Below are 25,385 nucleotides of genomic sequence, written 5' to 3' on the forward strand. Positions count from 1 at the left end.
TTGTCCGCGGCCTTCGAGCACGCTGAAGTTGGTGACGTAGAGCGCGTTGTCGCTGCCGATAGCGAGACCGGTCGGGGCGACGAGACCGCTGAAGATCGTCTCCGCCGTGCCGCCCGGCGCAACCTTCAGCAGCGTGCCAGTGCCGCCGGGCGTCGCGAGGCCGTTGTCGTCGAACTCCAGCACGTAAAGCGTGCCGTCCGGGCCGAACGCAAGGTCGGTTATCGTCGTGAATCCGTCCATGAAGACCGAGACATTCCCGCCGGGCGTCACCTTGTAGATGCGGGCGGCGCCTTGCGTGAACGGAAAGCCGGTGAGCTCCGAGACATAGTAATTGCCGTCCGGTCCGACGACGACGCCGGTGGGGACCGGCTCGCTCGCGGGCGCCGGCGGGCCGATGAAGCGGCTCGGAAAGGAAGCGACCAGCGACACCGAACCGTCGAGACCGACCTTCATCAGGCTGTTCGCGCCGGCATCCGTCACGAGCAGGCCGTCGGCGAGCGCCGCCGCATGATAGGGGTTGCTGTCGAGCGGGCCGCCGGCGGGGTTGTTCGCCGCTTCATAGGCGGACACGTCGGCGAACAGCGCTTTGCCGCCAGCGGGCGTGAAGGTGAACACCTGGCCAAGCTTCGCGCCGTTCGGGGCGAGATCGGTCGAGCGGGCATTCGGATTGGTGCCGAGCCCGACTACGACATAGCCTGTGCCGCCTGGGCCGAACACAATGTCTTGGGGACCGGTGGTGTCCGTTGCGGTCGGCGAGCCGAGCGAGGGGAGGCCGGTCACGATCCGCTGCTGCACGCCGTTCAGCACGCGGGTGATCGAGCCGGTTTCGCTATAGCTGTACGTGTTGCCGCGAATGATCGTGGTGGGGCCACCGGGCGAAACGGTGCCGGATTCGGCAATGTAGAGACCGCCATCGGGTCCGAACGCGAGCCCGCGCGGCGTGTTCAGGCCGCTCGCGACAACCGTGCTCTGGTAGGTCACGGCAAACACTGGCGCAGACAGCAGCAAGGTTCCGGCCGCAAGCAGCCGCGCGGCGTATTTCATACGCATTGAAGTTCCCCTTTTTCTAGCGCGTCAGGCGATCGCGAACGCAATCTGACGCCGGCGGCGCGCCGACCAGCCGGCCAGGCCGAAGCCGCCGATCATCATCGCCCAGGTCGCCGGCTCGGGCACGCTCGCGAACACGCGCGGGCTGAAGTCCGCGATTTCGGAGTTGAAGCCGTCCGCTGCCGGATTGAGCCGATGGCGCGACCAGAGCTGGAAGTTATAGCTGGTCGGAGCGAAGCCGCGCGTCGGCCAGAGGCTCAGCGGCACGCTGGTCGAGATCGTATTGCCGTTGATGACGGCGGCGCCGGCAAGCGTCGTGACGATTGGCGCGCTGGCGGGAGGAATCTCGACCACGCGCAGCACGCCGTCGGTCGACTGCACGGCGAGTGCATCGAACACGACCGAAGGATCGAGCGGCGGCGTATTGAAGTTCAGCCGCGCGGCGCCCGCACCGCGATTGACGCCCCAGACATAAAGAATGCCGGGCCCGGGCGTGATCGCGCCGTTCATCGTGGCGCTCAGGGTGAAGTTCGTGCCGTCGAAACGGGCACTCACATCCGTGATGTCGAAATTGGCGGTCTGCGGACCGGTATAGGTGCCGAGGAAATCGCCGATCGGGTCGCTTGCGGCGACGGCCGGGGCGGCAAAAGCGAGAGCAGTGAAGGTCAGAACCGAGCGATACATTTGGAACACCCCCTGTGATTGACAGGCAGGCGGACCCTTCGGTCTGGCGGCGATTCCCGCCACACCGCGTTTGTGATGAAAAGGTGATGGAACGCTTACGGCGTGCCGAAATGGGTCAAATTGCTCGGTAATCCGGTCGCGCGCCAATAGTCGTCGAGGCCGATCGCAGAGGTCAGTTTTGGAAAGCGCGGGTCGGCGCGCATCGCTGCGGTCTGGCTCGCAAACAGAAAACAGGTCTCCCGGTCGGCGTGGGGCGAAAGCGGCTGGCGCTCTCCGGTCAAGGTGTCACGCCTGCCCAGCAGATAGTCGTAGGTCTGCTCGAAGGCGGCCTCAACATTGCCGAGCGCACTGAGGTACATGATCGAATATTGAGAGCCGATGTCTCCATCGCGCCGGGCCGCGATGATGGAGTCCACCGCCTTGTTCCGATCTGCTTCGTTGGCGCCGGCGGCCAGCGCGCGGGCGCAATCCGCTGCGACGGTTGGCGGCAGCGGCCCGCCGAGCGCCCCTCGGGAATTATTGCGCTCGGCCATACGCAGCGCTTCGCCGGTTTGCCCGGAGAAGCTGAGGTACATCATGCGATAGACCCAGATCATGCTGTGCTCGGGCCAGGTTCGATAGGCCCATTCGAAAATCCGGGCGGCTTCCGCGGGACGGCCGATCTGCCAGAGAAGCCAGGCGAATCGACCGGTCATGCCGGGCAACAACGGCTGACGCCTGCGCGCCTTATCCATCAGCGCCACAGCATCCCGGAATCGCCCCGTGTCTGCGCGGGACAAGGCGAGGGTGAGCTGCACAAGACTGAGATCGGGCCGGCGCGCCAAAGCCTGGCGGGCAAGCTTATCGAGGTTGATCCAGTTCCGATAGGAAGGCGCGATCATGACGAGCGCAAGCAGCGCATCGGCATTGTCGGGGTCGAGCTGGAGCGCACGGCGGCTGGCCTGTTGCACCTGCCGGGCGATCTGTTCCGACTGGCGGTCGTCGCCCGAACGGAGCGAGACCAGCGCACGCGCGACGGCGCCCCAGGCCGGAGCATAGTTGGGGTCGGCGCGCACGGCCGCTTGATAATGGGCGAGCGCCTGCATCGCGGCGGCTTCGCCCAATCGCTCGCTATCGACCCCGGCGCGGTAATGCCGCTCCGCCTCCCTGCGCCGCGACGAAAATATATCTGGCTTGATCAGATAGGCCGTTCCACCGGCCAAGGTTGCGCCGATCCCAACGATGGCCGCCCGGCGAGGCCAGGCTTGTCCGGCTCCTAACGGCTCCTGCGGAGCCGGCTGGACGACGGGCGTCGCCGCCGCCCGCTTTAGCCGGTAGCCGACCTTGGTGATCGTCTCGATCTCGAACGCGCCGGTCTCCGACCCGACCGCGCGTAGCAGCGAGATGACCCTGTTGATCGCATTCTCGCCGACGATGCGCCCGTCCCAGCAGCAATCGACGAGAGCGTCGCGGCCAACGATCCCGCCTTGCGCCTGGGCGAGGGCGACGAGCACCTGCATCACCCGCGGCTCGAGCGTCCGGCTTTCGCTGCCGCGTGAGATTTGCCTGAGCCCTGGATGGACGGACCAGCCGCCGAGTTGGAACGGAGCTTCGGCGGCAAGCTGCACGCGTCGCGGTCGATCGGCGCTTTGCTGAAGCAACTTTACCCTTCCCCCCAAAGAGCAACCTATCATTGCCTGATGGAGGAATCGAGCCGGTCAGCCGGCAGTCACGCGCCAGATGGTGTTGCCGACATCGTCGGCGATTAGCAGCGCGCCGGTGCGGTCGATGGCGACGCCGACCGGACGGCCGAAGCTCTTACCCTGTTTGGTGTCGAGGAAGCCGGTTACGACGTCCTCGGCCTTGCCCGAGGGACGGCCGTTCGCGAACGGCACGAACACGACCTTGTAGCCCGACGGCGTGTAGCGGTCCCAGCTGCCATGCTCACCGATGAACGCGCCGCCGCGATACTTCGCCGGCAGGGTCGTGCCGGTGTAGAAGGTCAGACCCAGCGCCGCGACATGGCTGCCAAGCGCGTAATCGGGTTTGATCGCCCGCGACACCAAGTCCGGCCGCTGCGGCCGCACGCGCGGGTCGAGATGCTGGCCGTAATAGCTGTACGGCCAACCGTAGAAGCCGTTCTCGCGCACCGATGTCAGATAATCGGGCACCAGATGCGGGCCGAGCTCGTCGCGCTCGTTGACCACCACCCAAAGCTGGTTGGAGCCGGGGTAGAAGACCGGGCTGTTTGGGTTGCGGAGACCGGTTGCAAACTCGCGGGCGCGGCCGGACTGGCGGTCGATCTCCCATACGCTGGCCCGCCCACGCTCGGCGTCCCAGCCATTCTCGACGATGTTGCTGTTGGAGCCGACCGTTGCGTACAGCCGCTGCCCGTCCGGGCTCAGCACCAGGCTCTTGGTCCAGTGATGGTCGATCGGGCCGCCCGGCAATTGCGTGAGCACCTGGCCGGGATCTGTTATACTCGTCTGTCCGGGCGTGAAGGCGTAGCGGACGACCGCGTCGGTGTTGGCGACGTACAGCATCCCATCCGCCCAGGCGACGCCGAACGGCGAGTTCAGATGGTCGAGCAGGGTCGTGACGAACTCCGGCCTGCCGTCGCCGTCCGCATCGCGGATCAGCGTGATCCTGCTTTTGGCCTTGGGTCCGCCCGGGAAAGCCGTCGCCTTGTTCTTCACGATCGCGACGATCGGGTCCTTGGGCCGCTTGACCGGCTCGGGCGGCGGCGACTTGGCCTGGACGGCGAGGATATCGCCATTCGGCAGCACATAGACGAAGCGCGGGTGATGGAGCCCGGTGACGAGCGGCTGGATGCGCAGGCCAGGCGCGACCGTCGGCATGAAGCCCGCTTTCCAGCCTTCTCCCGGCGAGACGTTGATCGGGGGAAGCAAATATTGCTTCGGATCGGGGAGCTTCGGGTCCGGCCCGACCTGGCTCGCCTCGTCGAACTGCGGATCGCTGCAGGCGGCGAGAACGCTCGTCAGCGCCAGCGCAAAGAGGAGCCGCTTCATGGCCGCACTCCCACGCCGTGCCGGTAAGTAAGGGAACCGCCCAGCCAGGCGCTGACCAGCAACAGCAGCACGACGATGCCCGACAGGATCAGCCCCTGCGGCACCACCGCCGTCCAGCCGTCGCGGCTGTGGACGAAGGCGTTGAGCAGCGAGAGCAGCCAGACCAGGATGTTCAGGATCATGTGTGGCGTCGCGGGCCGCCGGGCGCGCACCTGGCGGTTGCCGATATAGTCGATCAGCCCGAACAGCGCTGCGAGGCCGCCCATCACCAGCCCGCCGACGATCAGCCAGATGGAGAAATACTGCCACATCAGGTTGGCCGTCCGCGAATAGACGATGTCGGTCACGAGCGCTCCGGCGAAGAAGGCAATCGGAAACGGCACCAGCATCGGGTGAATCGGATGGCCGAACAGTCGGGCGGTGGAGCGCGGATGGGGTGCGGCGTCTTGTTCTGGCATGCTGAGCGCCTCGCTTCGCGGTAGAGTCGCTTTACGATGCGCGCGGCCCGTTGTTCCCTTGCGCCGGAATCGGTTCCCAAGCGTTACGGGTTTGACTAAGCGAATCGCGACAACGGAGGAGCATTCATGGACGCCCTGGTTTCGACGGACTGGCTGGAAAAGGAACTGGGCGCGTTCGATCTGCGCGTCGTCGATGCCACCTGGCTGATGCCGGGCGAAGGCGACGCGGCCGCCGCCTATGAGCAGGGGCACATTCCTGGCGCCGTGTTCATGGACCTGGCCGAACTGGCCGACAGCAACACGTCGCTTCCCAACATGCTGCCTTCCGCCGAGAAATTCGCCAGCCGCATGCAATCTCTGGGGCTGGGCGACGGCAGCCGGATCGTCGTTTACGACCAGTCGCCCTACAAGACGGCGGCGCGGGCGTGGTGGATGCTCCGCACCTTTGGCGCGCACGATGTCGCGATTCTCGACGGCGGCCTTGCCAAATGGAAGGCCGAGGCGCGGAAAGTCGAAAGCGGCAAGCCGCAGGTCCGCCACCGGCACTTCACTGCCTGGCACGATGCCAAGGGCGTGCGCACCCTTGAGCAGATGAAGGCGAATGTCGGCACCAAGGCGGAACAGGTGCTCGACGCCCGCTCGCCCGACCGTTTCGCCGGACAAGCGGCCGAACGCGCCGGCGTGCAGCCGGGCCATATCCCTGGCTCCAGGAACCTGCGTTACGACCAGATCTTCAACGCCGACGGCACCTGGAAGCAAGGCGTCGCGCTCCGCGCCGCGTTCGAGCAGGCCGGGGTCGACCTCGACAAGCCGATCGTGACCACCTGCGGCTCGGGCATCACGGCCGCCGTGCTGCTGTTCGGCCTGCACCTGCTCGGCAAGGACGCGGCGCTGTACGACGGATCGTGGAGCGAGTGGGGCGCAGACCCGTCCACGCCCAAGGAACTCGGCGCGGCAGCGTGAGCGCGAGCGGGGACGGCAAGGACCACAAGCCGGCGACACGCCTCGTCACTGCCGGGCGGCGGGCGGAATGGACGCAGGGGATCGTGAACCCGCCGGTCTGGCGGGCGTCGACGATCCTCTACGACAGCGTCGCCGACATGAAGGCGCGGCACAAGGACACGCACCACCGGCTCTATTACGGGCGGCGCGGCACGCCGACGCAATGGTCGCTGGCCGATGCGCTGACCGAGCTGGAGCCGGGTGCCGAGGCGACCTTGCTCTATCCGTCGGGCGTGGCGGCCGTTTCGACGGCGCTGCTGTCGGTGCTGCGCCCGGGCGACGAGCTGCTGATGGTCGACAGCGCCTATGAGCCGACCCGCGCGCTTTGCGACGGGCTGTTGAAGCGCTTCGGCGTCACCACGCGCTTCTACGATCCGCTGATCGGGGCCGGCATTGCCGGCATGATTGGCGAAAAGACCCGCGCCGTGTTCATGGAAAGCCCGGGCAGCCTCACCTTCGAAGTGCAGGACGTGCCGGCGATTTGCGCGGCGGCGAAGGAACGGGGCGTCGTCACGCTACTCGACAATACCTGGGCGACGCCGCTCTATTTCCGCGCGATCGAGAAAGGCGTCGATCTCTCGATCCTTGCCTGCACCAAGTATGTGGTGGGCCATTCGGACGCGATGCTCGGCTCCGTAACAGCCGCGCCATCCGCATGGGCGAAGCTCCGCCAGACCAGCTATCAGCTCGGGCAGCATGCGGCGCCCGACGATGCGTGGCTCGGCGCGCGCGGGCTGAGGACGATGGGCGTGCGACTCGCCCAGCATCAGGACAGCGCCCTCAAGATTGCGCGCTGGCTTCAGCAGCAGCCGCAGGTTGCGCGCGTGCTACACCCGGCGCTGCCCGGCTGCCCGGGGCACCAGCTGTGGCAACGCGACTTCGCAGGGGCGTCGGGCCTGTTTTCGTTCGTGCTGAACGGCGGCCGCGACGCTGCGCGCACGGCGCTGATCGACGGGCTGGAGCTGTTCGGCATCGGCTTTAGCTGGGGCGGCTTTGAAAGCCTCGTCATCCCCGCCGATCCCGCAAACCTGCGCAGCGCTGTGCCGTGGCAGGCGGAAGGGCCGCTGGTGCGGCTGCAGATCGGGCTGGAAGACCCTGATGACCTGATCGCCGATCTGGCCGCCGGTCTCACCCGTTACGAGCCTGCTGTTTCCTGAACGCGCCGTTCCGTCTGCATTCAGATGGACTTAACCATAAGGCGAATGGTGGAACCGGAGCGCTTGCTCCGCGTCGGTTCCCTGTGTGTTTGAAGGAGACAGAGGGTGAAGATTTCGACCAAAATCACCGCCGGTCTGCTTGCAGGCGCGACCCTTGTGGCCGCGGCGAGCCCGGCAGAGGCGCAATATCGTTATAACCGCTACTACGGCCATCGCGGCGATCGTACGGGCCTGGCGCTCGGCGCCGGTGCTCTTGGCCTCGCCCTCGGTGCGGCCGTGGCCTCCAGCAACCGCGGCGGCTACTATGGCAATCGCGGCTATTACGGCAACGGCTACTATGGCGGTTCGTACGCCTATAACGACGGCTATTATGGCCGCCCGTACGGCTACGGCTATGGTTACGGCTACGCCCCGCGGCGCTGCTGGACCGAGCGTCAGTGGGACGATTGGTACGGTGGCTGGCGCCGGGTTCGCGTCTGCACCCGCTACTAAGCGGCTGACTCGAAACGCTTAACGGAGGGCGGCGTAGGGCATTCCTGCGCCGCCCTTTGCGTCTGCGAACTGCACGGCCTGCTGGTGCTTCGGATAGATGAAGCCGAACGCCGGATAGGTGGTGGTGCCGACATCGCCCATCGAGGCGTACCAGACCTTCACTTGGCTCCAGTCGCCGGCCGGCGACACGTCGACCACGCGCACATCCTTTTCGACGCCGCCGCGGCGCGACCAATTGGCGTGCGTCACCTTGATCTCGCGCTCCGAGACGATCTGGCTGACCATCGCGACATGGCCGATCCGCATCTTGGCGTAGGGCTTCAGCACCATCACGCTGCCGACTTCCGGCGCCGCGCCACGGTCGTAGCGGCCCACCGCCTGGCCCCACCAGGTGCCGGCGTTGCCGTGAATGTCGATGCCCGAAACCATGCGCGCATAAGGGGCGCACTGCCAGAACTGAGCACTGGCCGGTGTGATTCCGAAAACAGACGCAAAAAACAGCGTGGCGCCAACAAGGGCGCTGCGACCCAAATTCAACATGTTCGAGAAAATCCCCGCTCTCGCTGACAGCGATGTAGGGAAGGTGGGCGACGGGAGTCATCCGTCGTGCGGCGACTCGAACCCGAAAGCCGACGAACGGGGGGAACCTTTCAGCTCGTCGACCGTGAGCTTCGTTTCACCTCCGCCGCTTCCAAGCGCCGACGCGAATCTCTATAGCCCGCCGCCATGGAGCGGCTGGACGGCGGCTCGGCGGCTCCGGCACATCTGCGCGGCGGAGTCGTCGCGCTGGGCAATTTCGACGGGTTTCACCGGGGGCATCAAGCGGTTGTCGGCCGTGCGATCGATCGCGCCCGCGCCGACGGCCGGCCTGCCCTGGTCGCGACCTTCGATCCGCATCCAGTGCGCTTCTTCCAGCCCGACGCGCCGCCCTTTCGTCTGACCACCCTCGATCAGCGCCAGCGCCTCTTCGGAGAAGCCGGCGCCGATGCGATGATCGTTTTCCATTTCGATGCCGCGCTCGCAGGGCTTTCGGCCGAAGCGTTTGTCGCCGAGCGGCTGGTCGATCTGTTCGGCGTCGCCGGTGTGGTGACCGGCGAGGATTTCACGTTCGGCAGGAAGCGGAGCGGCAATGCCGCGGTGCTGGCCGAGCTGGCGACCCGGCACGGCTTTTTCGCGGAAGCGGTGGCGCCGGTCTCGCTCGACGGTGAGCCGGTATCATCCAGCCGGATCCGCGATGCGCTGCAAGCCGGTGATTGCGCCGAAGTGGCCCGGCTGCTGACCCGGCCCTTCGCGATCGAAGGCATTGTGCAGCACGGCGACAAGCTCGGCCGCACCATCGGCTATCCGACCGCGAACATCGACCTGGACCGCTATCTGCGTCCGAAATACGGCGTCTATGCCGTGCGCGGACGGCTGCCGGACGGGCGGATGGTCGATGGCGCGGCCAATCTGGGCGTGCGGCCGAGCTTCGATCCGCCCAAGGAATTGCTCGAGCCCTATTTCTTCGATTTCTCCGGCGATCTCTACGGGCAGACGATCGAGGTCGAGCTCCACGCCTGGCTGCGCGGCGAGGAGAAGTTCGACAGTCTCGACGCACTCACCGCCCAGATCGACGCCGATTGCCTGGAAGCGCGCCGGGTGCTTGCCGCCTGACGGGAAACCGTCCGTTTGCGCTTGCGACATTGTGGGCCCGGCACCGCGAGCCGATATCGCAAACATGAAAATGCCCACCCTGTTCGTGCCGCACGGCGGCGGGCCGTGCTTCTTCATGGACCCGAATGGCGGCCCGCCTGATCCGATGTGGCGGCCGATGCAGGACTATCTTGCCGGCCTGATCGAGTCGCTGCCCGAGCGGCCGCGCGCGATCCTGCTCGTCTCAGGCCATTGGGAAGAACCGCGGGTCACGGTCCATACCGGCGACGGCCAGCCCCTGCTCTACGACTATTACGGGTTTCCCGAGCACACGTACCGGCTCCGTTGGGATGCGCCGGGCGCGCCCGATGTCGCGCTCAGGGCGAAAGCGCTGCTCGAAACGGCGGGCTTTCCCGTCGCGGAGGAGTCGGCGCGTGGCTGGGATCACGGCGTGTTCATTCCGATGAAGGTCGCCGTCCCAAACGCAGACATTCCGCTGGCCCAGATCTCGCTGCGCGCGGACCTCGATCCGGAAGCGCATATCGCGATCGGCCGCGCGCTGGCTCCTCTCCGCGACGAAGGCGTGCTGATTATCGGCTCGGGCATGAGCTTCCACAATCTCCGTGTCCGCGGCACTCAGGCGACCACGCCCTCGGACGAATGGGATGATGCGCTGACAGCGGCAGTTACCGATCCCGACCCGTCGACCCGCGCGCGGCGCGTCGCCGACTGGCGCTCGCTTCCCCATGCCGCCTTCGCCCATCCACGCGAGGAGCATCTGCTGCCGCTAATGGTCGCACTTGGTGCCGGCGGCGAGGACAAGGCGCAGCGCGACTTTGCCGGGCATGTGCTCGGCTGGGCCGTAAGCGGCTATCGGTTCGGCTAGTCGCGCCAGCTCGGGTCGATCTTGTCGACGCGGCGGACCATCGCGTCGAAATCGGCCTTGCCGGGCCCGCCGGGTGCCGACGCCTTCGAGATGTCGCGCTGGTGCACGGCAATCACCTCAGGCGGAATCGTCAGCGGCTTGCCCATTGCCATCGTCGCCATTTGCACCTCGCAGGCGCGCTGCAGCGACCAATGTTTGACGAACGCCTCGGGAAGCGTCCGGCCCATGACCAGGATGCCATGGTTCCTGAGCAGCATGACGCGCTTGTCACCAAGATGCTCGAGCAGCCGCTCGCCCTCCTCGGCACGGACGGTCACCCCTTCGAAATCGTGATAGGCGATCTGGCCGACCCAGTTGGCGGCGTAGAAATTGGTCGGCTGCAGCCCGCCTTCCAGCGACGCGACGGCCATGCCGGCCGTGGTGTGGGTGTGCGCGATCGCGTGGGCGTCGGGCAGGTGCCGGTGGAAAAGGCTGTGCTGGACGAAGCCGGCGAGGTTCACCGGATACGGATTGTCGTCCAGCTTGTTGCCGTCGATGTCGATCTTGACGAGGTTCGATGCCTTCACTTCGCTGAAGTGCAGCCCGAACGGGTTGATGAGGAACGCGTCATCCTCTTCCGGCACTTTCACGGTGATGTGATTGTAGATCGACTCGTCCCAGCCCAGCATCGCGAACACGCGGTAGCAGGCGGCGAGTTCCTGCCGCGCCTGCCACTCCGCTTCGCTCATCCGGGAATTGCGCAGCACTGCGGTCGCCATCGAATCCTCTCCTTCGGAAACGACTTATCGCACGCGGTCGGTCGCCTCGCAAACACGCGGACCCGAAACAATCTCGGGTCCGTTGCGGAACCGTTGCAGCCTTTCGAGCGTCTAAACGAACGGTTCTACACCGCAAGTTATAAGTTACGATAAGTGGGTTCGGACAGGAGGCACAGATGGGACTTATTGTTTGGCTCGTCGTCGGCGGCATTATTGGCTGGCTGGCCAGCATCATCATGCGGACTGATGCTCAACAGGGCATCTTCCTGAACATCATTGTCGGCATCGTCGGCGCGTTTCTCGGCGGCCTTATTTTCTCGGGCGGCTCGATCAACAGCAACGGTCTGACGCTTTACTCTTTCCTTGTTTCGCTGCTGGGCGCCGTCGTCTTGCTGGCGATCGTCAATCTCTTCCGTCGCGGCAGCATGCGCTAAGCAAGCTGACCATGAACGGACTGAAGGGCCGGGCGGCGACGCCTGGCCCTTTTGCTATTCCAGTTCGAACCGCACCGAAAGGCTGACATTGAGCGCCTGCTCGCCCGGCAGGATCTTCGATTGGGCGGCGTCCGCAACCATCCCCTGCGCACGCATCATGATCGGCAGCGGACGCGGCACGTCGAAGCTGCCCTCGCTGATGGACAGGATGCGCTTGACCCGCAAACCTGCGGCACGAGCATAGAGATCGGCACGCGCCCGCGCCTTGGCGACCGCGTCCACCCGCGCTTCGTCCATTGCGGCGGCCGGATTGTCGAGGCCGAGTTCGGGGCCGCTGATCTGGTTCGCGCCGGTCGCGACCAGCGCATCCAGCACCGCGCCGGCCTTGGCGATGTCGCGGAACTTCACCGTCACCGTGTTCGTGGCCTGATAGCCGGTGATGACCGGCGGTTGGTTGTTCTCGTAGCGATATTGCGGCTGCAGCGAGATGCTGGCGGTGCGCACATCCCGGTCGGCGATGCCGGCGCGCTTCAGTGCCGCGATCACTCGGTCCATCCGCGCCGCGTTGTCGCGCATCGCCCCGGCGGCGTCGCCCGCCTGGGTGACCACGCCGGCGCTGACTGTCGCGATATCGGGCACACGCTTCGATTCGCCCGATGCGCTGACGTCCAGCACTGCTCCGGTGATCGTCTGCACCGGCACCGGAAGCGTGTCTGCGAATGCCGGGCCGGCAGCGAGCGCCAATACGATCATGGAAATCATCGACTTCATTCGTCTTCTCCCGTTCCGTTTCGCAGGCGATATGGCGCGGCGGCTGCACCGGCGGTGAACGCCGCCGTCTATCTTCCGCCCTCCATTCAGGGTAAATGGCAACATCGGACCAACCCGCGAAATCGCCGAAATTTCGGGCCTTGAGGCGGGTGAGTTATTACTGTAATACAGCTCCGACATAACAGATACCGCCGGGGCGGAAGGCCAGTGAACATGAATTACGAAACGAGCGTCAAAGCCGAAGAGATCGGGGCCGATTTCGACTCCGAAGCGCGGGCACGCCGTCGCCGGGCGCTGATCATCGGCGGCATCGTCGTGGCACTCGCCCTGGCGCTCGCCTTCGTCATGTTCGGCCGCAAGAGCGGCCAGCCCGCGCCCGTCGCCGCCCAAGGGAGCAAGGCGCAGGCGCCGGAAGTCACGGTGATCAAGCCGGGCCGCGAACTCGTCGCCAGCACGGTTTCCGCAACGGGGACGCTCGCCGCACGGGTCGACATGCCGGTGGGCGTGGTCGGCGAGGGCGGCATGGTCACGCAGGTGCTCGTCCAGCCCGGCGCCTGGGTGCGCGCAGGCCAGACGCTCGCTGTCATCGAGCGCTCGGTCCAGGTGCAGCAGAGCGCCTCGCTGCAGGCGCAGATCAACGTTGCGCGCGCCAATGCTCGCCTGGCGGAGCAGGAGCTCGCGCGTTCGCAGCAGCTTGCCGGCCGTGGCTTCGTCTCGCGCGCCGATATCGACCGCAAGCTCGCCACGCGCGACCAGGCAGCGGCGCAGGTCCGCGTCGCCGAAGCGCAGTATCGCGAATCGCTGGCCCGTACCGGCCGGCTCGACATTCGCGCGCCTGCCGCTGGCCTCATTCTCACGCGCTCGGTCGAGCCCGGCCAGGTCGTCGGCTCCGGCTCCGGCACGCTGTTCCGGCTGGCCAAGGGCGGCGAGATGGAAATGCGGGCGGCGATGGCGGAGGCCGATCTTTCGGCGGTGCATGTCGGCGGTACCGCGACAGTCACCCCGGTCGGATCGAACCAGTCGTTCAACGGCCAGGTGTGGCAGGTCTCTCCGGTGATCGATCCGCAGACGCGCCAGGGCATGGCCCGCATAGCGCTTTCCTATAATCCGGCGCTGCGTCCGGGCGGTTTTGCGCAGGCCGAGGTCGTTACCGGTCAGATGAACGCGCCGCTGCTGCCCGAAACGGCGGTGCTGAGCGACCAGAACGGCAGCTATGTCTATATCATCGACGGCGATCAAAAGGCGCAGCGCCGCCCGGTCAAGACCGGTCAAGTCACCGATAAGGGCATCGCGATCCTGGATGGGCTTACCGGCGAGGAGCGCGTCGTGCTGTCGGCCGGCGCCTTCCTCAACCCGGGCGAAACGGTGAAGCCGCGCCTGACCGCTTTCGGCCGCTAAGGGGCTGTCCTCATGAGCTTCCGCAACATTTCCGCTTGGGCGATCCGCAATCCGGTTCCGCCCATCGTGCTATTCGTGGCGCTGACGCTGGCCGGTCTGATCAGCTTCATGCGGATGGACGTCAACCAGATGCCGGACGTCGCCTTTCCGGCGGTGACCATCACTGTCGCCCAGCCGGGGGCCGCTCCCGTAGAGCTGGAGACCCAGGTGACGCAGCGGGTCGAATCTGCGGTCCGCGCGATCAGCGGCGTCGAGGATATTTCGTCGCGCACCGAAGAGGGGCAGAGCTTCACGATCGTGCAGTTCGCGATCGGCACGCCGGTCGACCGCGCGGTCAACGACGTGCGCAACGCCGTCGATCAGGTCCGCAGCCAATTGCCGGAAGGCATATTGGAACCGCAGGTCACCCGAATGGACGCCGATGGCGGGCCGATGGCCTATTTCAGCGCCGAAGCGACCGACATGACGCTGGAAGAGCTGAGCTGGTACGTCGACAATACCGTTGCGAAGCAGTTGTTGAGCGTGTCCGGCATGGCGACCGTCTCGCGAAGCGGCGGCGTCAGCCGAGAAATCCGCGTGATCCTCGATCCGGCCAAGCTGCAGGCACAAGGGCTCACCGCGGTTCAGGTGAACCAGCAACTGCGGCAGGTGAACGTCAATGCCGCCGGTGGCCGCGCCGAGATTGCCGGGGCGGAGCAGTCCGTCCGCGTTCTCGGCAACGCCCGCAACGCCTATGATCTGGGCCAGACGCAGATCTCAGTCGGCAATGGCCGCACGATCAAGCTCGCCGATGTCGCCGACGTGCGCGACATGTATGCGGAGCAGCGCAACCTCTCGATGATGAACGGGCGCCAGGTCACCAGCTTTTCAATGACCAAGGCCAAGGGAGCGTCGGACGTCGCCGTCTATGACGATGCGATGAAGGTGCTGGACAAGCTCCAGAAGCAGAACCCGAAGGTCAAGTTCAAGCAGCTCTACACCAGCGTCGAATACACCAAGGGCCAGTATCACAGCTCGATCGACGCGATGGTCGAGGGCGCGGTGCTCGCCGTGCTGATCGTGTTCCTGTTCCTGCGCGACAAACGGGCGACACTGATTTCGGCCCTCGCCATTCCGTTGTCGGCGATCCCTGCCTTCTGGTTCATGGACATGATGGGCTTCACGCTCAACATGCTCTCGCTGCTGGCGCTGAGCCTGGTCGCGGGCGTGCTGGTCGACGACGCGATCGTCGAGATCGAGAACATCGTCCGTCACATGCGGATGGGCAAATCGGCCTATCAAGCCTCGATCGACGCCGCGGACGAAATCGGCCTTGCGGTGCTTGCGACCACCATGTCGATCGTCGCGGTGTTCCTGCCGGTCGGGCTGATGCCAGGCATTTCGGGCCAGTTCTTCAAGCAGTTCGGCATGACCGTCGTCGTCGCCGTCCTGATGAGCCTTGCCGTCGCACGCCTGATCACGCCGATGATCGCGGCCTATTTCCTGCAGGCGCATGGCCAGGCCAAGCATGCCGAAGGATGGCTGATCGACCGTTACATCTCGGTGCTCACCTGGTGCGTAAACAACCGCTGGAAGACCGTGCTGATCGGCGGCGGCGGCGCGTTCGTCGCAACCATCCTGGCTTTTGCGACCCTGCCGATGACGTTCCAGCCGACGACGGACCAGGATTACAGCCAGGTGCAGATCGAGATGGTGCCGGGCAGCACGCTGGAGCAAACCCGCCGCGTCACGCTGCAGGTCGCGCGCATCCTTGCCGCCGACAAGGACGAAGTCGACGCGGCCTTCGCCGACATCAAGCCGACCGAGGCGCAGATCTACATGACGCTGAAGAAGACGCGTCCGATCTCCAGCGTCGATTGGGAGCGCAAGACGGCCGTCAAATTCCAGAACATTGCGGACGCGCGCGTCAACTTCCAATCGCAATCGGGCGGCGGTTTCGGGCGCGACATCATCATCATGCTCGGCAGCGACGATCCGGTGAAGCTCGAGGCGACGGCGAACAAGCTGGTGTCCGAAATGTCCGGCCTGACCGAGCTGCGCGCGCCGCGCATGGCGGGCGACCTGAAGCGCCCCGAGATCATCATCCATCCGCGGCTCAATCTCGCCGCCCAATTGGGCGTCACCACTCAGGCGCTCAGCCAGACCATCCGCATCGCGACCTTGGGCGATATCGACCAGAACAGCGCCAAATTCTCGCTCGCCGACCGGCAGATTCCGATCCGCGTCGCGCTGGCCGAGGACGCGCGTCGTGACCTGTCGACGATCGAGAACATGCCGGTGCCGACGGTCAGCGGTGGCTCGGTGCCGCTGAAGGTGGTCGCCGATGTGCGCTTCGGCGAAGGGCCGACGACGATCCGCCGCTACAACCAGATCCGTCGCGTCGTCGTCGGCGCCGACCTGGCGCCGGGCATCGTCACCAGCCAGGCGATGACCAAGCTGAACGCTCTGCCCACCATGAAGGCGATTCTGGACGGCAAGATTCAGGGCGTGCAGAAGATCACCGCCGGCGACAGCAAGTTCCAGGCGGAGATGATCAACAACTTCATCATCGCGGTGATCTCCGGCGTGCTGCTGGTCTTCGCCGTGCTGGTGCTGCTCTACAAGCGGGTGATGCCGCCGTTCGTGAACATGGGATCGCTGCTGCTGGCCCCGCTCGGCGGTGCGCTGGCGCTGCATCTGGTCGGCATGCCGATCTCGATGCCGGTGTTCATCGGACTGCTGATGCTCCTGGGCATCGTCGCCAAGAACTCGATCCTGCTGATCGATTTCGCCATCGAGGAAATGTCGCACGGCGTGCCCAAGTTCGAGGCGATCATCGACGCCGGCCGTAAGCGCGCCCAGCCGATCGTGATGACCACGGTCGCGATGGTCGCGGGCATGATCCCGACGGCGATTTCGCTGACCGGCGACGGCGCCTGGCGCCAGCCGATGGGCATCACCGTGATCGGCGGCCTGGTCCTGTCGACCTTGCTGACGCTGGTGATCGTGCCGGCGGCGTTCAGCCTGGCCGACAGTTTCGAAAAGTGGCTGGGGCCAAAACTCGGCCGGTTGCTCACCTTCAAGCCTGGGGACGACGCGCATCGCCCGGCGACGCATCCCGCCGAATAGCCGCTTGAACCATTACGCGCGCGGCTCATTGTGGTGACATGAGCCGCGCGCTTCTTATCCCCAATGGCCAGGGTCCGCGGCAGATGCGCATCGTCGCGACGGGGCTGCTGGTCGCGATGGCGGCGCTGTTCTTCCTTGCGCGCGCGCTTGAAGTCCGGGAGCCGGCTTGGGGTTTCGTCCGCTCCTTCGCCGAAGCCGCAATGGTGGGCGGCCTCGCCGACTGGTTTGCGGTCACCGCCCTGTTCCGTCACCCGCTCGGTCTTCCCATTCCGCACACCGCGATCATTCCCCGCAACAAGGACCGGATCGGCGACACGCTCGCCACGTTCCTGAAGGACAATTTCCTTATCCCCGGCGTCGTCGCGCGGCGGATGCGGGGCGTCGACGTCGCCGGCTCGGTCGGCCGGTTCCTCGCGACCCCGGCGGAAGGAGAGGGACGCATCCGCGACACCGGTGCACTGTTGGTCGCCGACGTGATGGAAGCGCTCGATCCCGAACGGCTGGGCGGCATGATCAAGGATACGCTCGACCGTCGCCTGCGCGCGCTCGACATGGCGCCGATGCTTGGGCAGGCGCTGAATGCCGCGATTGCCCGGGATCGGCACATCCCGTTGCTCGAAAGCGCAATCCGCTGGGCGGCGCGCACGCTCGACGGTAACGAGCATCTGATCCGCCAGATGGTGCATGATCGCGCTGGGTCGATCCTGCGCTGGACGGGGCTAGATGAGACGCTGTCCGACAAGATCATCGACGGGCTGCTCCGCCTGCTCGACGACGTCGCCGCCGATCCGGGCCATCCGCTCCGGATGAAGATCGAGGACGGGCTGGTCCGCCTTGCCGAAGACCTGCAGTTCGATCCCGTCATGCAGCGCCGCGTCGCCGATCTGCGCGACGAATTGCTCGACAACGAGGCCATGCGCCGCTGGCTGGATGGTCTTTGGGAACAGGCGCGGGCCGCGCTGCTCCGCGCCGCCCGCAACCCCCGCTCGGCGCTCGGCGGCAAGTTCGGCGAGGCCATCCGAGAGTTGGGCGAAACGCTCCAGAAGGATCAACGGCTGCGCGTGACCATCAACCGCTTTGTCCGCCGCACCGCCGTCGGGTTCGCAGCCAACTATGGCGCCAGCGTCGTGCGCCTGGTCAGCGACACCGTGCGGAGCTGGGACACCCGCACCATCACCCGCCGCCTGGAAGATGCCGTCGGCCGCGACCTTCAGTACATCCGGGTGAACGGCACGATCGTCGGTGGCCTGGTCGGTCTCGCGATCCACGCGGTGGAGGTGTGGTTGTGAGCTATCGCGATCTGGACGACCGCGTCGACGGTAAAGTGCAGCCTGACTGGAAGCGGCAGGCGATCTTCGCGTTTCTGTTTATCGGGTTCGGGCTCATTCAGCTTTTCGGCGGGGTCGCCAACGAGAGTTGGTTTCGGATTGTGCTGTCGGTCGCCCTTATCGGTTACGGTGTGTTCATTGCCGTCCGCTTCTGGCGGCAGGCCTGATCAGCCGTCCCCATCCCGCTCGATATCCGCGCCGACGGCCGACAGCTTTTCTTCCAGCCGTTCATAGCCGCGGTCGAGGTGATAGACGCGGCGGACTTCGGTTTCGCCTTTGGCGGCGAGCCCGGCGATGATCAGGCTCATTGAGGCGCGCAGGTCGGTTGCCATCACGGGCGCTCCGTTGAGGCCGTCGACGCCCCTCACGACCGCGGTGCGGCCGGTGACGGTGATGTCCGCCCCCATGCGCGCGAGTTCGGGCACGTGCATGTAGCGGTTCTCGAAGATCGTCTCGGTCAGCACGCTGGAGCCCTGCGCCAAGGTCAGCATTGCCATGAACTGCGCCTGCATGTCGGTCGCGAAGCCGGGGTAAGGCGCGGTCGAGAGCGTCAGCGGCTTGAGCGGCTGATGGGCGGTGACCTTGAGGCCGTCGCGCAGTTCCTCGATTTCTAGGCCGGCTTCCTGCAGCGCCGTAACGGTCGCGCGCATTTCGCCGGCACGCGCGCCGAGGAGCTCGAGCGAGCCGCCGGCAATGCCGACCGCGCAGGCGTAGCTGCCGGCTTCAATGCGGTCGGGCATCACCGCATAGGTGGCGCCGTGCAGTTCCTTGACGCCGTCGATCGTCAGCGTCTCGGTGCCGATGCCGTCGACTCGCGCGCCCATCGCGACGAGGCAGCGGCAGAGGTCGACGATCTCCGGCTCGCGCGCCGCGTTTTCGATCACGGAGCGGCCGGTGGCGGTCACCGCCGCCATCACGGCGTTCTCGGTGGCGCCGACCGAGACGATCGGGAACACGACATGGCCGCCGGGCAGCTTGCCGCCCGGCGCGACCGCGCGGACATAGCCGGCGCTCATCTCGAGTTTCGCGCCCAAGGCCTCCAGCGCCTTCAGGTGCAGGTCGATCGGGCGGTTGCCGATCGCGCAACCGCCGGGGAGCGACACGGTCGCCTCGCCGGCGCGCGCGAGGATCGGGCCGAGCACCAGGATCGAGGCGCGCATCTTCCGCACGATATCGTAGGGCGCCATCGTCGCGGTGAGGCTGGTCGCGCGCATCGTCATCACGCGGCCGAAATCCTCGGGCCGGGTGCCCTCGATCGTGGTCGAGACGCCGAGCTGGTTGAGCAGATGGCCGAAGCTGTCGACATCCGCGAGCCGCGGCAGGTTGCGGATCGTTAGCGGCTCGTCGGTCAACAGCGCGCAGGGGAGGAGAGTCAGCGCGGAATTCTTGGCGCCTGAAATTGGCAGACGCCCTTCGAGCGGCCGGCCGCCGCGGATGATGATGCGATCCATGTGGCGGGATTAGCGGGTCGGCTGGCGCAAGCAAGCGTGCCCCGGCGAAGGCCGGGGTCCACACTTCCGTCTATAGTTCGTTAGACAACTGGGCCCCGGCCTTCGCCGGGGCGCTCGCCGCCTTCGCGGCTCACGCTTTCTCCAGCGTGCACTGAAGCGGGTGTTGGTTCTGCCGGGCGAAGTCGATCACCTGGCTGACCTTCGATTCCGCGACTTCGTAGGAGAAGATGCCGCAGACGCCGACGCCCTTCTGGTGGACGTGCAGCATGACGCGGGTCGCGTCCTCGATGCTCATCCGGAAGAATTGCTGGAGGACAAGCACGACGAATTCCATCGGCGTGTAATCGTCGTTCAGCATCAGCACTTTGTAGAGCGAGGGCTTCTTGGCCTTGGTGCGCGTACGGGTGGCGACGCCCACGCCGGTACCGGCATCGTCGCCGTTGCTTTCGCCTGCCATGAGTATCGGGCGGCGAGTCATGATGGAGTCCGTGTCACGCATGGCGGAACGCAGAATATGGCATCGGCGCTCCCGCGGGCAAGAGCCGGGCCGCCCCATTAACCGCACAAAAGAAAACGGCCGCCCCAAGAGGAGGGGCGGCCGTTCAAATACCCGGACGGCTCAAGGGGATGAAAGCCGGCCGGAGGTACGCTTACGCGACGTGATTAGGCGGCAGTCTTGATCTTCTCCGCCGCGACCGCGAAGCGGTTCGAGATCGGCTGGAAGACTTCGCCGGCGAGCTTCAGGAAAGTCTCGCTGTTCTTCGAGGTTTCCGCGATGATCGAGTCGAACGCGCTACGCGCATAATCGCTCTGCAGCTGGAAGAACTCGGTCGGGGTCTTGGCCGACGCGAAGCTCTTCAGCGCCGCCGTCGTGGTCTCGAAGTTCTTGCGCGCGGTCTCGGCAGCCTGCTGACCGATCGTCTCGGCCGCCTTGGCAGCGACGCGGCCCGACTCGACGAGCGCTTCGAGGTTGCCCTTGTTGAAGTCGGCCAGCCCTTCGGCCAGCTTCTGCGAGCGCTCGACGGCCGCCTTGGAGCGGGCGTTGACGTCGTTGAAGAACTGGGTGGCGCGCGCCTGCGCGTCCTGGGCGAAGGTCTTGGCGGTCTCGGCAGTGGCGTTCAGAGTGTCGGTCATGCTCAATCCTTTCGTGATCGGTTGGGCCGGGGTTTCGACCGGCAAAGTCTTGGCAACAGCCGGCATTTCCACCGGCGTAGTCTTCACGGGTGCCGGCGTCTCGGCCGGCGGAGTTTCAACAACCGCCGGCGCGGGCTTCGCAGCCACCGGCGTTTCGATCGGCGCCGCTTTTGCGGCCGTCTCGATCGGAGCAGTCTTCACAGTAGCCGGAGCTTGTTCCGGCTGAACCTTCACAGGCTTCGGCGCGACAGTCGCGGCAGCGATTGCTGCCGGGGCTGCCTCTGTCTTGCTAGCGACCGGCATAGCCGGCTTCGGCGCGACCGGCTTCTTTATCGCCGGCCCTTTTCCGGGGACGGACTTCACTTCCTTGCTGCTCATCGGAATGCATCCCGTAACCTATGCTGCAGTGCACAATATAAGAGCGGGCAGCAAAGTTCAAGAGGAAATTGTGCGGTGCACAATATATCTTACGGATGGGCAAAAAGTTCCATATTCAAAACGGATTATCCCCCCGTTCGGTCTTGATGAAGTCGCCCTGCGGCTTCGGCGTCGGTTAGCACCTGTCCGCCGCTTTGCACAATCGCAACCTGTTTCCTTCCGCCACAGCCTTTTGGCGCCCGGCCTGAGCGTGCCTGTGCAGTGCCTCACTTCCTCCGCGCGATCGATGCGCCGGCGAGGGCTGGACGCCGTTTCGCTTCCGGTTTACGTAAACGTCAGGAGAGCTGGCGATGACAAGCGAATCGGTGGACGTGCTGGTGGTGGGCGCCGGGATTTCCGGCATCGACGCGGGCTATCATCTGCAGACCTATTGCCCGGGCAAGAGCTACGCGATCCTGGAAGCGCGCGACGACCTCGGCGGCACCTGGGACCTGTTCCGCTATCCCGGCATCCGCTCCGATTCCGACATGCATACTTTGGGCTTTTCCTTCCGGCCCTGGAAGGAAGCCAAGGCGATCGCCGACGGGCCTTCGATCAAGAAGTACCTGCGCGACACCGCCCGCGACTACGGCATCGACAAGCACATCCGCTATCAACACCGGGTGACGGGCGCCGCCTGGGACTCGGAGACGGCGCGTTGGACCATTCACGCCGAGCGTGGGCCGGAGCGCGAGCCGGTGACCTTCTCGGCCAATTTCCTGTTCATGTGCAGCGGTTACTACCGTTACGACGAAGGCTTCACCCCCCAGTTCGAGGGGCGGGAGAGCTTCGAGGGGCAGATCATCCATCCGCAGCATTGGCCGGAGGACCTCGCCTATAAGGGCAAGCGCGTGATCGTGATCGGATCGGGCGCCACCGCGGTGACCCTTATTCCCGAAATGGCGAAGGACGCCGCGCACGTGACGATGCTGCAGCGCTCGCCGACCTACATGGTCTCGCGGCCGGCGGAGGACAAAGTCGCGAACGGCCTGCGCAAGGTGCTGCCGTCGAAGCTCGCCTATGGCCTCACGCGCTGGAAGAACGTGCTGTGGGGCATGTATTTCTACAACAAGACGCGGACCAATCCGCAGGGCGTAAACCAGTGGGTGCTCGACCGGGTGAAGGCCTTGCTGCCCGAGGGCTATGACATGGCCCATTTCACGCCCAGCTATAATGTCTGGGACCAGCGGTTGTGCCTGGTGCCCGACGATGATCTGTTCGAAGCGATCCGGCACGGCTCGGCCGACGTGGTGACGGGCCAGATCGAGCGCTTCACCGAAAAAGGCATCCTGCTGAAAGACGGGCGCGAATTGGCGGCCGACATCATCGTCACCGCCACCGGCCTGAACGTCCAACTCTTGAGCGGCGCGTCGTTCAGCGTCGACGGCCAGCCCGTCGATCTCGCCAGGACGATGACCTACAAGGCGATGATGTTCGAGGGCGTGCCGAACCTCGCCACATCGTTCGGCTACACCAATGCGTCGTGGACGCTGAAGGCCGACCTGACCTGCATGTACGTCGCGCGGCTGCTCAATCACATGGAGCGGACGGGCACGCAGATCGCGACGCCGGTGCTTGACGATCCGGAAGTCGAGGAGCAGCCCTGGCTGAGCTTCACGTCCGGCTATGTCCAGCGCGCGCTGGAGCATCTGCCGAAGCAGGGATCGAAGCGGCCGTGGCGCGTGCACCAGAATTATGCGCTCGACATGCTCGATCTGAAATTCGGCAAGGTCGATGACGGCGCGATGACGTTCCGCAAGGCAGGGACGCCCGCGCGCGCAGCGGCGCCGGAGCTGATCGCGGCGGAGTAACCTAGCCGGCGCGCTTCAGCAGCCAGCTCACATTTGCGCCGCCGGGAGGAGATTCACCCGAGACGACAAGCTGCTGCGTCTCACGGATGCGGCCGGTGCCGTCCACCCACAGGCTTTCCTCGACGCCGAGCAGACCGCCCTTGCAGCGGAACTGCCAGAGCGGGCCGCCGTCGACCCTGAGCAGCGCGCCTTGGCTGTCGGCGGTAAGAGTGACTTCGACTTCGGGCGCCAGATGAAAGCGGATCGCGAACGGCGCGAGCTTCTTGCGGCGCCCGGCGGGGAGCAGCATGTCCTCGCCGGACAATTGCCGGCCATCGACGCTGAGCGCGAGCTGGCGGCGATGGGTGAGGCCGAAGCGGCGGGCATAGCCGTCATGGCTCGCCTCAAGCCGGCTGCCCGATTCGAGTTCCTGCCGGTCGATCTCGACCTCGATGACGCCGCGGCCGAGGCTGCCGTCCGGATGCACCGCGGTCGAGTTGGCGTCGGCGACGATCAAGGTCGAATGCGCGGCGGTGGCACGGAGCGCCTGGGCGAGCTGCGCCGGGATCGTCGCGCCGGCATGTCGCGCGCCGCCGCAGCTCACGATCAGCCGATGCGCTCCGTCCGACATTTCGAAAGCGAGGGTCGATGCGCAGCCATCCCTCGCCGCACGCGAGGCTGGCGGGGGCGCGGCATCGACGCTGACCACCGTCGCCCCGCCGGCGAGCCGCTGATAGCCCCATTGCCGCGATTGACGCAGCGGGCGTGCGCGCACGCCCGAGGCGTCGATCGTGGCCGCGATCCGCGCCTGATCCAGCGGCAGGCCGCCTTGCCAGCTCGCAAGGCCGCCATCGCCGTGACAGACGCCGAGCAGGGCCGGGACGGCGCGGGCAAGCGTCGCCTCGACGACCGGCAGCAGAGGCTGGCGCCGCGAATCGTAGGCAGAGCGCAACAGGCTGAGCAGTCCGATCGCGTCCAACAGCGCAGTCGGCGAGCGGCAGATCAGCCCGCCGTCATCGGTGAAGGTTTGGCCCAGGGCTCGGGTCAGGCCGGCTTCGGCGAAGGCGCGGCGTGGATCGCCGCCCGGGATCAGCAGGCCGGCAACGATTAGCCCCGACCAGGCGGCGACTTTGCCCAGCCCTTCCGGCGCCTTGTCGGCGGCGCGGTCGAGATGGCGGGCGCCCCGCGCCAGCGTGTTCAGCACGGCCGAGCGATAGACGAGGTCGCGGCTCGACAGGATCAGCGGCGCATGCGCGGTCCAGTAGAGGATGCGCTTGCCCCACAGGTCGGCGCGCCAGGCGATGCCTTTCACATCCTCGGCATGCGCCTTCAGCCAGCGGCTCATGATCGCTTCGGCGACCGGCGCGCCCTGCTGGCGGGTGCCGGCGGTCGAGAGATCGCGCAGCCAAGCGAAGCTTTGCAGATAGTCGATCAGGCCCGGCGAGCCCTGGAGGGTGCGGAAGTCGAGTTCGCGGATGCGGATGCGTTCGCCGCGCCAGCTGATCCAGCCCTGGAGGAGCGCCTGGCCCGCCTTGGGGTCGCCGACGATCGGGTCCTCGGGCGCGGCGAGCAGCTTCAACGGAAAGCGGCCGCGCAATCTCAGCGAGTGGAGCGGCGTGCGCCAGGTCAGGCGTTGCAGGCTTTCGCCGATCTTCTGGGCGAGCGAGACGCGGTCGGTGTCGACGCGGATGAGCCGCCTTCCGGGCTCGATGCCATCCGCTCCGGGATCGATCGGCTCGTGCTTCGTCATGCCTCTCTCAACGCCCGAATGTTCGCCGCGTATGCCGATGGTCCGCCGCGGAACGTCGCTGTGCCAGCGACCAGCGCATCGGCCCCCGCTGCGATTGCGCGAGGCGCGGTCGCAACATCGATGCCGCCGTCCACTTCCAGGTCGATCGGCTTTCCAAGCTTGTCGATCTGCTTGCGGATCGCCTCGATCTTGCGGAGCTGGCTTTCGATGAAGCTCTGCCCGCCAAAGCCCGGGTTGACGCTCATCACCAACACCAGGTCGATTTCCTCCAGCACATAATCGAGCATCTTGGCGGGCGTCGCCGGGTTGAGCGACACGCCGGCGCGCTTGCCGAGCGACTTGATGCGCTGGATCGTGCGGTGGAGGTGCGGGCCGGCCTCTGGGTGGACGGTGATCGTGTCCGCGCCGGCCTCGGCAAAGGCGTCGAGATAGGCGTCGATCGGCGAGATCATCAGATGCACGTCGAACGGCTTGGCCGTGTGCGGGCGGAGCGCCTTCACCACCATCGGCCCGATCGTGATGTTCGGCACGAAATGGCCGTCCATCACGTCGACATGGATCCAGTCGGCCCCGGCTTCGTCGATCGCCCGCACTTCCTCGCCTAGCCGCGCGAAATCGGCGCTCAGGATCGAAGGGGCAATGCGGACCGGCTGTTGCACGGACACAAGCCCTAGTGGGTC

24 protein-coding genes and 1 pseudogene are annotated in these 25,385 nt (G+C 66.0%); 12 read left to right on the top strand and 13 right to left on the bottom strand.

The annotated features are described in order from the left end of the window. The 5 genes and pseudogenes from ACFSCW_RS13430 to ACFSCW_RS13450 form a co-directional block, all read right to left on the bottom strand. Window positions 1-1,050, bottom strand: a pseudogene (locus ACFSCW_RS13430) (ScyD/ScyE family protein); the annotation flags it as partial. A gap of 24 nt (window positions 1,051-1,074) precedes the next feature. Next, the gene (locus tag ACFSCW_RS13435) at window positions 1,075-1,731 is read right to left on the bottom strand and encodes a PEPxxWA-CTERM sorting domain-containing protein (RefSeq protein ID WP_380890256.1); all 657 of its coding nucleotides are present in this window, start codon (window positions 1,729-1,731) and stop codon (window positions 1,075-1,077) included. Between the two features lie 95 nt (window positions 1,732-1,826). After that, window positions 1,827-3,371, bottom strand: coding sequence for a winged helix-turn-helix domain-containing protein (locus tag ACFSCW_RS13440; RefSeq protein WP_380890258.1), 1,545 nt, complete (start codon window positions 3,369-3,371; stop codon window positions 1,827-1,829). Between the two features lie 57 nt (window positions 3,372-3,428). After that, window positions 3,429-4,739, bottom strand: a complete 1,311-nt coding sequence (locus ACFSCW_RS13445; protein WP_380890261.1) for a PQQ-dependent sugar dehydrogenase — start codon at window positions 4,737-4,739, stop codon at window positions 3,429-3,431. Beyond that, complete coding sequence (locus ACFSCW_RS13450) at window positions 4,736-5,197, bottom strand: DUF2231 domain-containing protein (RefSeq protein ID WP_380890263.1); 462 nt, start codon at window positions 5,195-5,197, stop codon at window positions 4,736-4,738. The genes ACFSCW_RS13445 and ACFSCW_RS13450 overlap by 4 nt, the downstream gene beginning before the upstream one ends. Before the next feature lie 126 nt (window positions 5,198-5,323). On the opposite strand from ACFSCW_RS13450, the gene sseA reads away from it, so the two are divergent. The 3 genes from sseA to ACFSCW_RS13465 all read left to right on the top strand — a co-directional run bounded on the left by sseA (window position 5,324) and on the right by ACFSCW_RS13465 (window position 7,848). After that, a complete protein-coding gene (sseA, locus tag ACFSCW_RS13455) occupies window positions 5,324-6,160 on the top strand; it encodes a 3-mercaptopyruvate sulfurtransferase (protein ID WP_380890266.1) in 837 nt (278 codons plus the stop codon). Continuing rightward, window positions 6,157-7,356 carry a cystathionine beta-lyase gene (gene metC, locus ACFSCW_RS13460; RefSeq protein ID WP_380890268.1) on the top strand — a complete coding sequence of 400 codons (1,200 nt, stop codon included), beginning with the start codon at window positions 6,157-6,159 and terminating at the stop codon, window positions 7,354-7,356. The genes sseA and metC overlap by 4 nt, the downstream gene beginning before the upstream one ends. A 105-nt stretch (window positions 7,357-7,461) precedes the next feature. Next, complete coding sequence (locus ACFSCW_RS13465; RefSeq protein ID WP_380890271.1) at window positions 7,462-7,848, top strand: hypothetical protein; 387 nt, start codon at window positions 7,462-7,464, stop codon at window positions 7,846-7,848. An 18-nt stretch (window positions 7,849-7,866) separates the two neighbouring features. Here ACFSCW_RS13465 and ACFSCW_RS13470 read toward each other — a convergent pair whose 3' ends face one another. After that, complete coding sequence (locus tag ACFSCW_RS13470) at window positions 7,867-8,388, bottom strand: CHAP domain-containing protein (protein ID WP_380890273.1); 522 nt, start codon at window positions 8,386-8,388, stop codon at window positions 7,867-7,869. A gap of 186 nt (window positions 8,389-8,574) precedes the next feature. On the opposite strand from ACFSCW_RS13470, the gene ACFSCW_RS13475 reads away from it, so the two are divergent. Beyond that, complete coding sequence (locus ACFSCW_RS13475) at window positions 8,575-9,501, top strand: bifunctional riboflavin kinase/FAD synthetase (protein ID WP_380890276.1); 927 nt, start codon at window positions 8,575-8,577, stop codon at window positions 9,499-9,501. A 64-nt stretch (window positions 9,502-9,565) separates the two neighbouring features. After that, window positions 9,566-10,366 carry a DODA-type extradiol aromatic ring-opening family dioxygenase gene (locus tag ACFSCW_RS13480; protein WP_380890278.1) on the top strand — a complete coding sequence of 267 codons (801 nt, stop codon included), beginning with the start codon at window positions 9,566-9,568 and terminating at the stop codon, window positions 10,364-10,366. Here the strand turns inward: ACFSCW_RS13480 and ACFSCW_RS13485 are convergent. Then, window positions 10,363-11,124: a class II aldolase/adducin family protein gene (locus tag ACFSCW_RS13485; RefSeq protein WP_380890280.1), complete on the bottom strand. Its 762-nt coding sequence runs from the start codon at window positions 11,122-11,124 to the stop codon at window positions 10,363-10,365. The two genes, ACFSCW_RS13480 and ACFSCW_RS13485, sit on opposite strands and share 4 nt — an antisense overlap. Window positions 11,125-11,300: 176 nt before the next feature. Between ACFSCW_RS13485 and ACFSCW_RS13490 the strand changes: the two genes are divergently transcribed. After that, complete coding sequence (locus tag ACFSCW_RS13490; RefSeq protein WP_380890282.1) at window positions 11,301-11,558, top strand: GlsB/YeaQ/YmgE family stress response membrane protein; 258 nt, start codon at window positions 11,301-11,303, stop codon at window positions 11,556-11,558. 54 nt (window positions 11,559-11,612) lie between these two features. Here the strand turns inward: ACFSCW_RS13490 and ACFSCW_RS13495 are convergent, their stop codons facing one another. Continuing rightward, window positions 11,613-12,329: an SIMPL domain-containing protein gene (locus tag ACFSCW_RS13495; RefSeq protein WP_380890284.1), complete on the bottom strand. Its 717-nt coding sequence runs from the start codon at window positions 12,327-12,329 to the stop codon at window positions 11,613-11,615. Between the two features lie 213 nt (window positions 12,330-12,542). On the opposite strand from ACFSCW_RS13495, the gene ACFSCW_RS13500 reads away from it, so the two are divergent. The 4 genes from ACFSCW_RS13500 to ACFSCW_RS13515 are packed head-to-tail and all read left to right on the top strand — an operon-like array spanning window position 12,543 to window position 18,330. Next, complete coding sequence (locus ACFSCW_RS13500; protein ID WP_380890285.1) at window positions 12,543-13,727, top strand: efflux RND transporter periplasmic adaptor subunit; 1,185 nt, start codon at window positions 12,543-12,545, stop codon at window positions 13,725-13,727. Between the two features lie 12 nt (window positions 13,728-13,739). Then, window positions 13,740-16,835 carry an efflux RND transporter permease subunit gene (locus ACFSCW_RS13505; protein ID WP_380890288.1) on the top strand — a complete coding sequence of 1,032 codons (3,096 nt, stop codon included), beginning with the start codon at window positions 13,740-13,742 and terminating at the stop codon, window positions 16,833-16,835. A gap of 38 nt (window positions 16,836-16,873) precedes the next feature. Beyond that, window positions 16,874-18,124 carry a DUF445 domain-containing protein gene (locus tag ACFSCW_RS13510; protein WP_380890289.1) on the top strand — a complete coding sequence of 417 codons (1,251 nt, stop codon included), beginning with the start codon at window positions 16,874-16,876 and terminating at the stop codon, window positions 18,122-18,124. Further along, window positions 18,121-18,330: a hypothetical protein gene (locus ACFSCW_RS13515; RefSeq protein ID WP_380890291.1), complete on the top strand. Its 210-nt coding sequence runs from the start codon at window positions 18,121-18,123 to the stop codon at window positions 18,328-18,330. The genes ACFSCW_RS13510 and ACFSCW_RS13515 overlap by 4 nt, the downstream gene beginning before the upstream one ends. Here ACFSCW_RS13515 and murA read toward each other — a convergent pair whose 3' ends face one another. The 3 genes from murA to ACFSCW_RS13530 form a co-directional block, all read right to left on the bottom strand. After that, window positions 18,331-19,614 (bottom strand): UDP-N-acetylglucosamine 1-carboxyvinyltransferase, encoded by a 1,284-nt coding sequence (gene murA, locus ACFSCW_RS13520; protein WP_380890293.1) that lies wholly within the window; start codon window positions 19,612-19,614, stop codon window positions 18,331-18,333. It abuts the gene before it with no gap. A gap of 130 nt (window positions 19,615-19,744) precedes the next feature. Beyond that, entirely contained in the window at window positions 19,745-20,092 is a 348-nt protein-coding gene (gene clpS, locus ACFSCW_RS13525) for an ATP-dependent Clp protease adapter ClpS (RefSeq protein ID WP_380890296.1), read from the bottom strand. Between the two features lie 185 nt (window positions 20,093-20,277). Next, entirely contained in the window at window positions 20,278-20,748 is a 471-nt protein-coding gene (locus ACFSCW_RS13530) for a phasin family protein (RefSeq protein WP_380890297.1), read from the bottom strand. On the opposite strand from ACFSCW_RS13530, the gene ACFSCW_RS13535 reads away from it, so the two are divergent. Further along, window positions 20,738-20,974 (top strand): hypothetical protein, encoded by a 237-nt coding sequence (locus ACFSCW_RS13535; protein ID WP_380890300.1) that lies wholly within the window; start codon window positions 20,738-20,740, stop codon window positions 20,972-20,974. The genes ACFSCW_RS13530 and ACFSCW_RS13535 overlap by 11 nt on opposite strands. Window positions 20,975-21,476: 502 nt before the next feature. Continuing rightward, entirely contained in the window at window positions 21,477-22,976 is a 1,500-nt protein-coding gene (locus ACFSCW_RS13540) for a flavin-containing monooxygenase (protein WP_380890301.1), read from the top strand. A 1-nt stretch (window position 22,977) separates the two neighbouring features. Here ACFSCW_RS13540 and ACFSCW_RS13545 read toward each other — a convergent pair whose 3' ends face one another. Together ACFSCW_RS13545 and rpe are read right to left on the bottom strand one after the other, a co-directional pair. Continuing rightward, the gene (locus ACFSCW_RS13545; RefSeq protein ID WP_380890304.1) at window positions 22,978-24,705 is read right to left on the bottom strand and encodes a heparinase II/III family protein; all 1,728 of its coding nucleotides are present in this window, start codon (window positions 24,703-24,705) and stop codon (window positions 22,978-22,980) included. Further along, window positions 24,702-25,364: a ribulose-phosphate 3-epimerase gene (gene rpe / locus ACFSCW_RS13550; RefSeq protein WP_380890305.1), complete on the bottom strand. Its 663-nt coding sequence runs from the start codon at window positions 25,362-25,364 to the stop codon at window positions 24,702-24,704. Before rpe ends, ACFSCW_RS13545 begins: the two co-directional genes overlap by 4 nt. Window positions 25,365-25,385: the final 21 nt, after the last annotated feature.

The organism is Sphingomonas tabacisoli (assembly GCF_042678385.1).
GTDB classification, from domain to species: domain Bacteria; phylum Pseudomonadota; class Alphaproteobacteria; order Sphingomonadales; family Sphingomonadaceae; genus Sphingomonas_B; species Sphingomonas_B tabacisoli.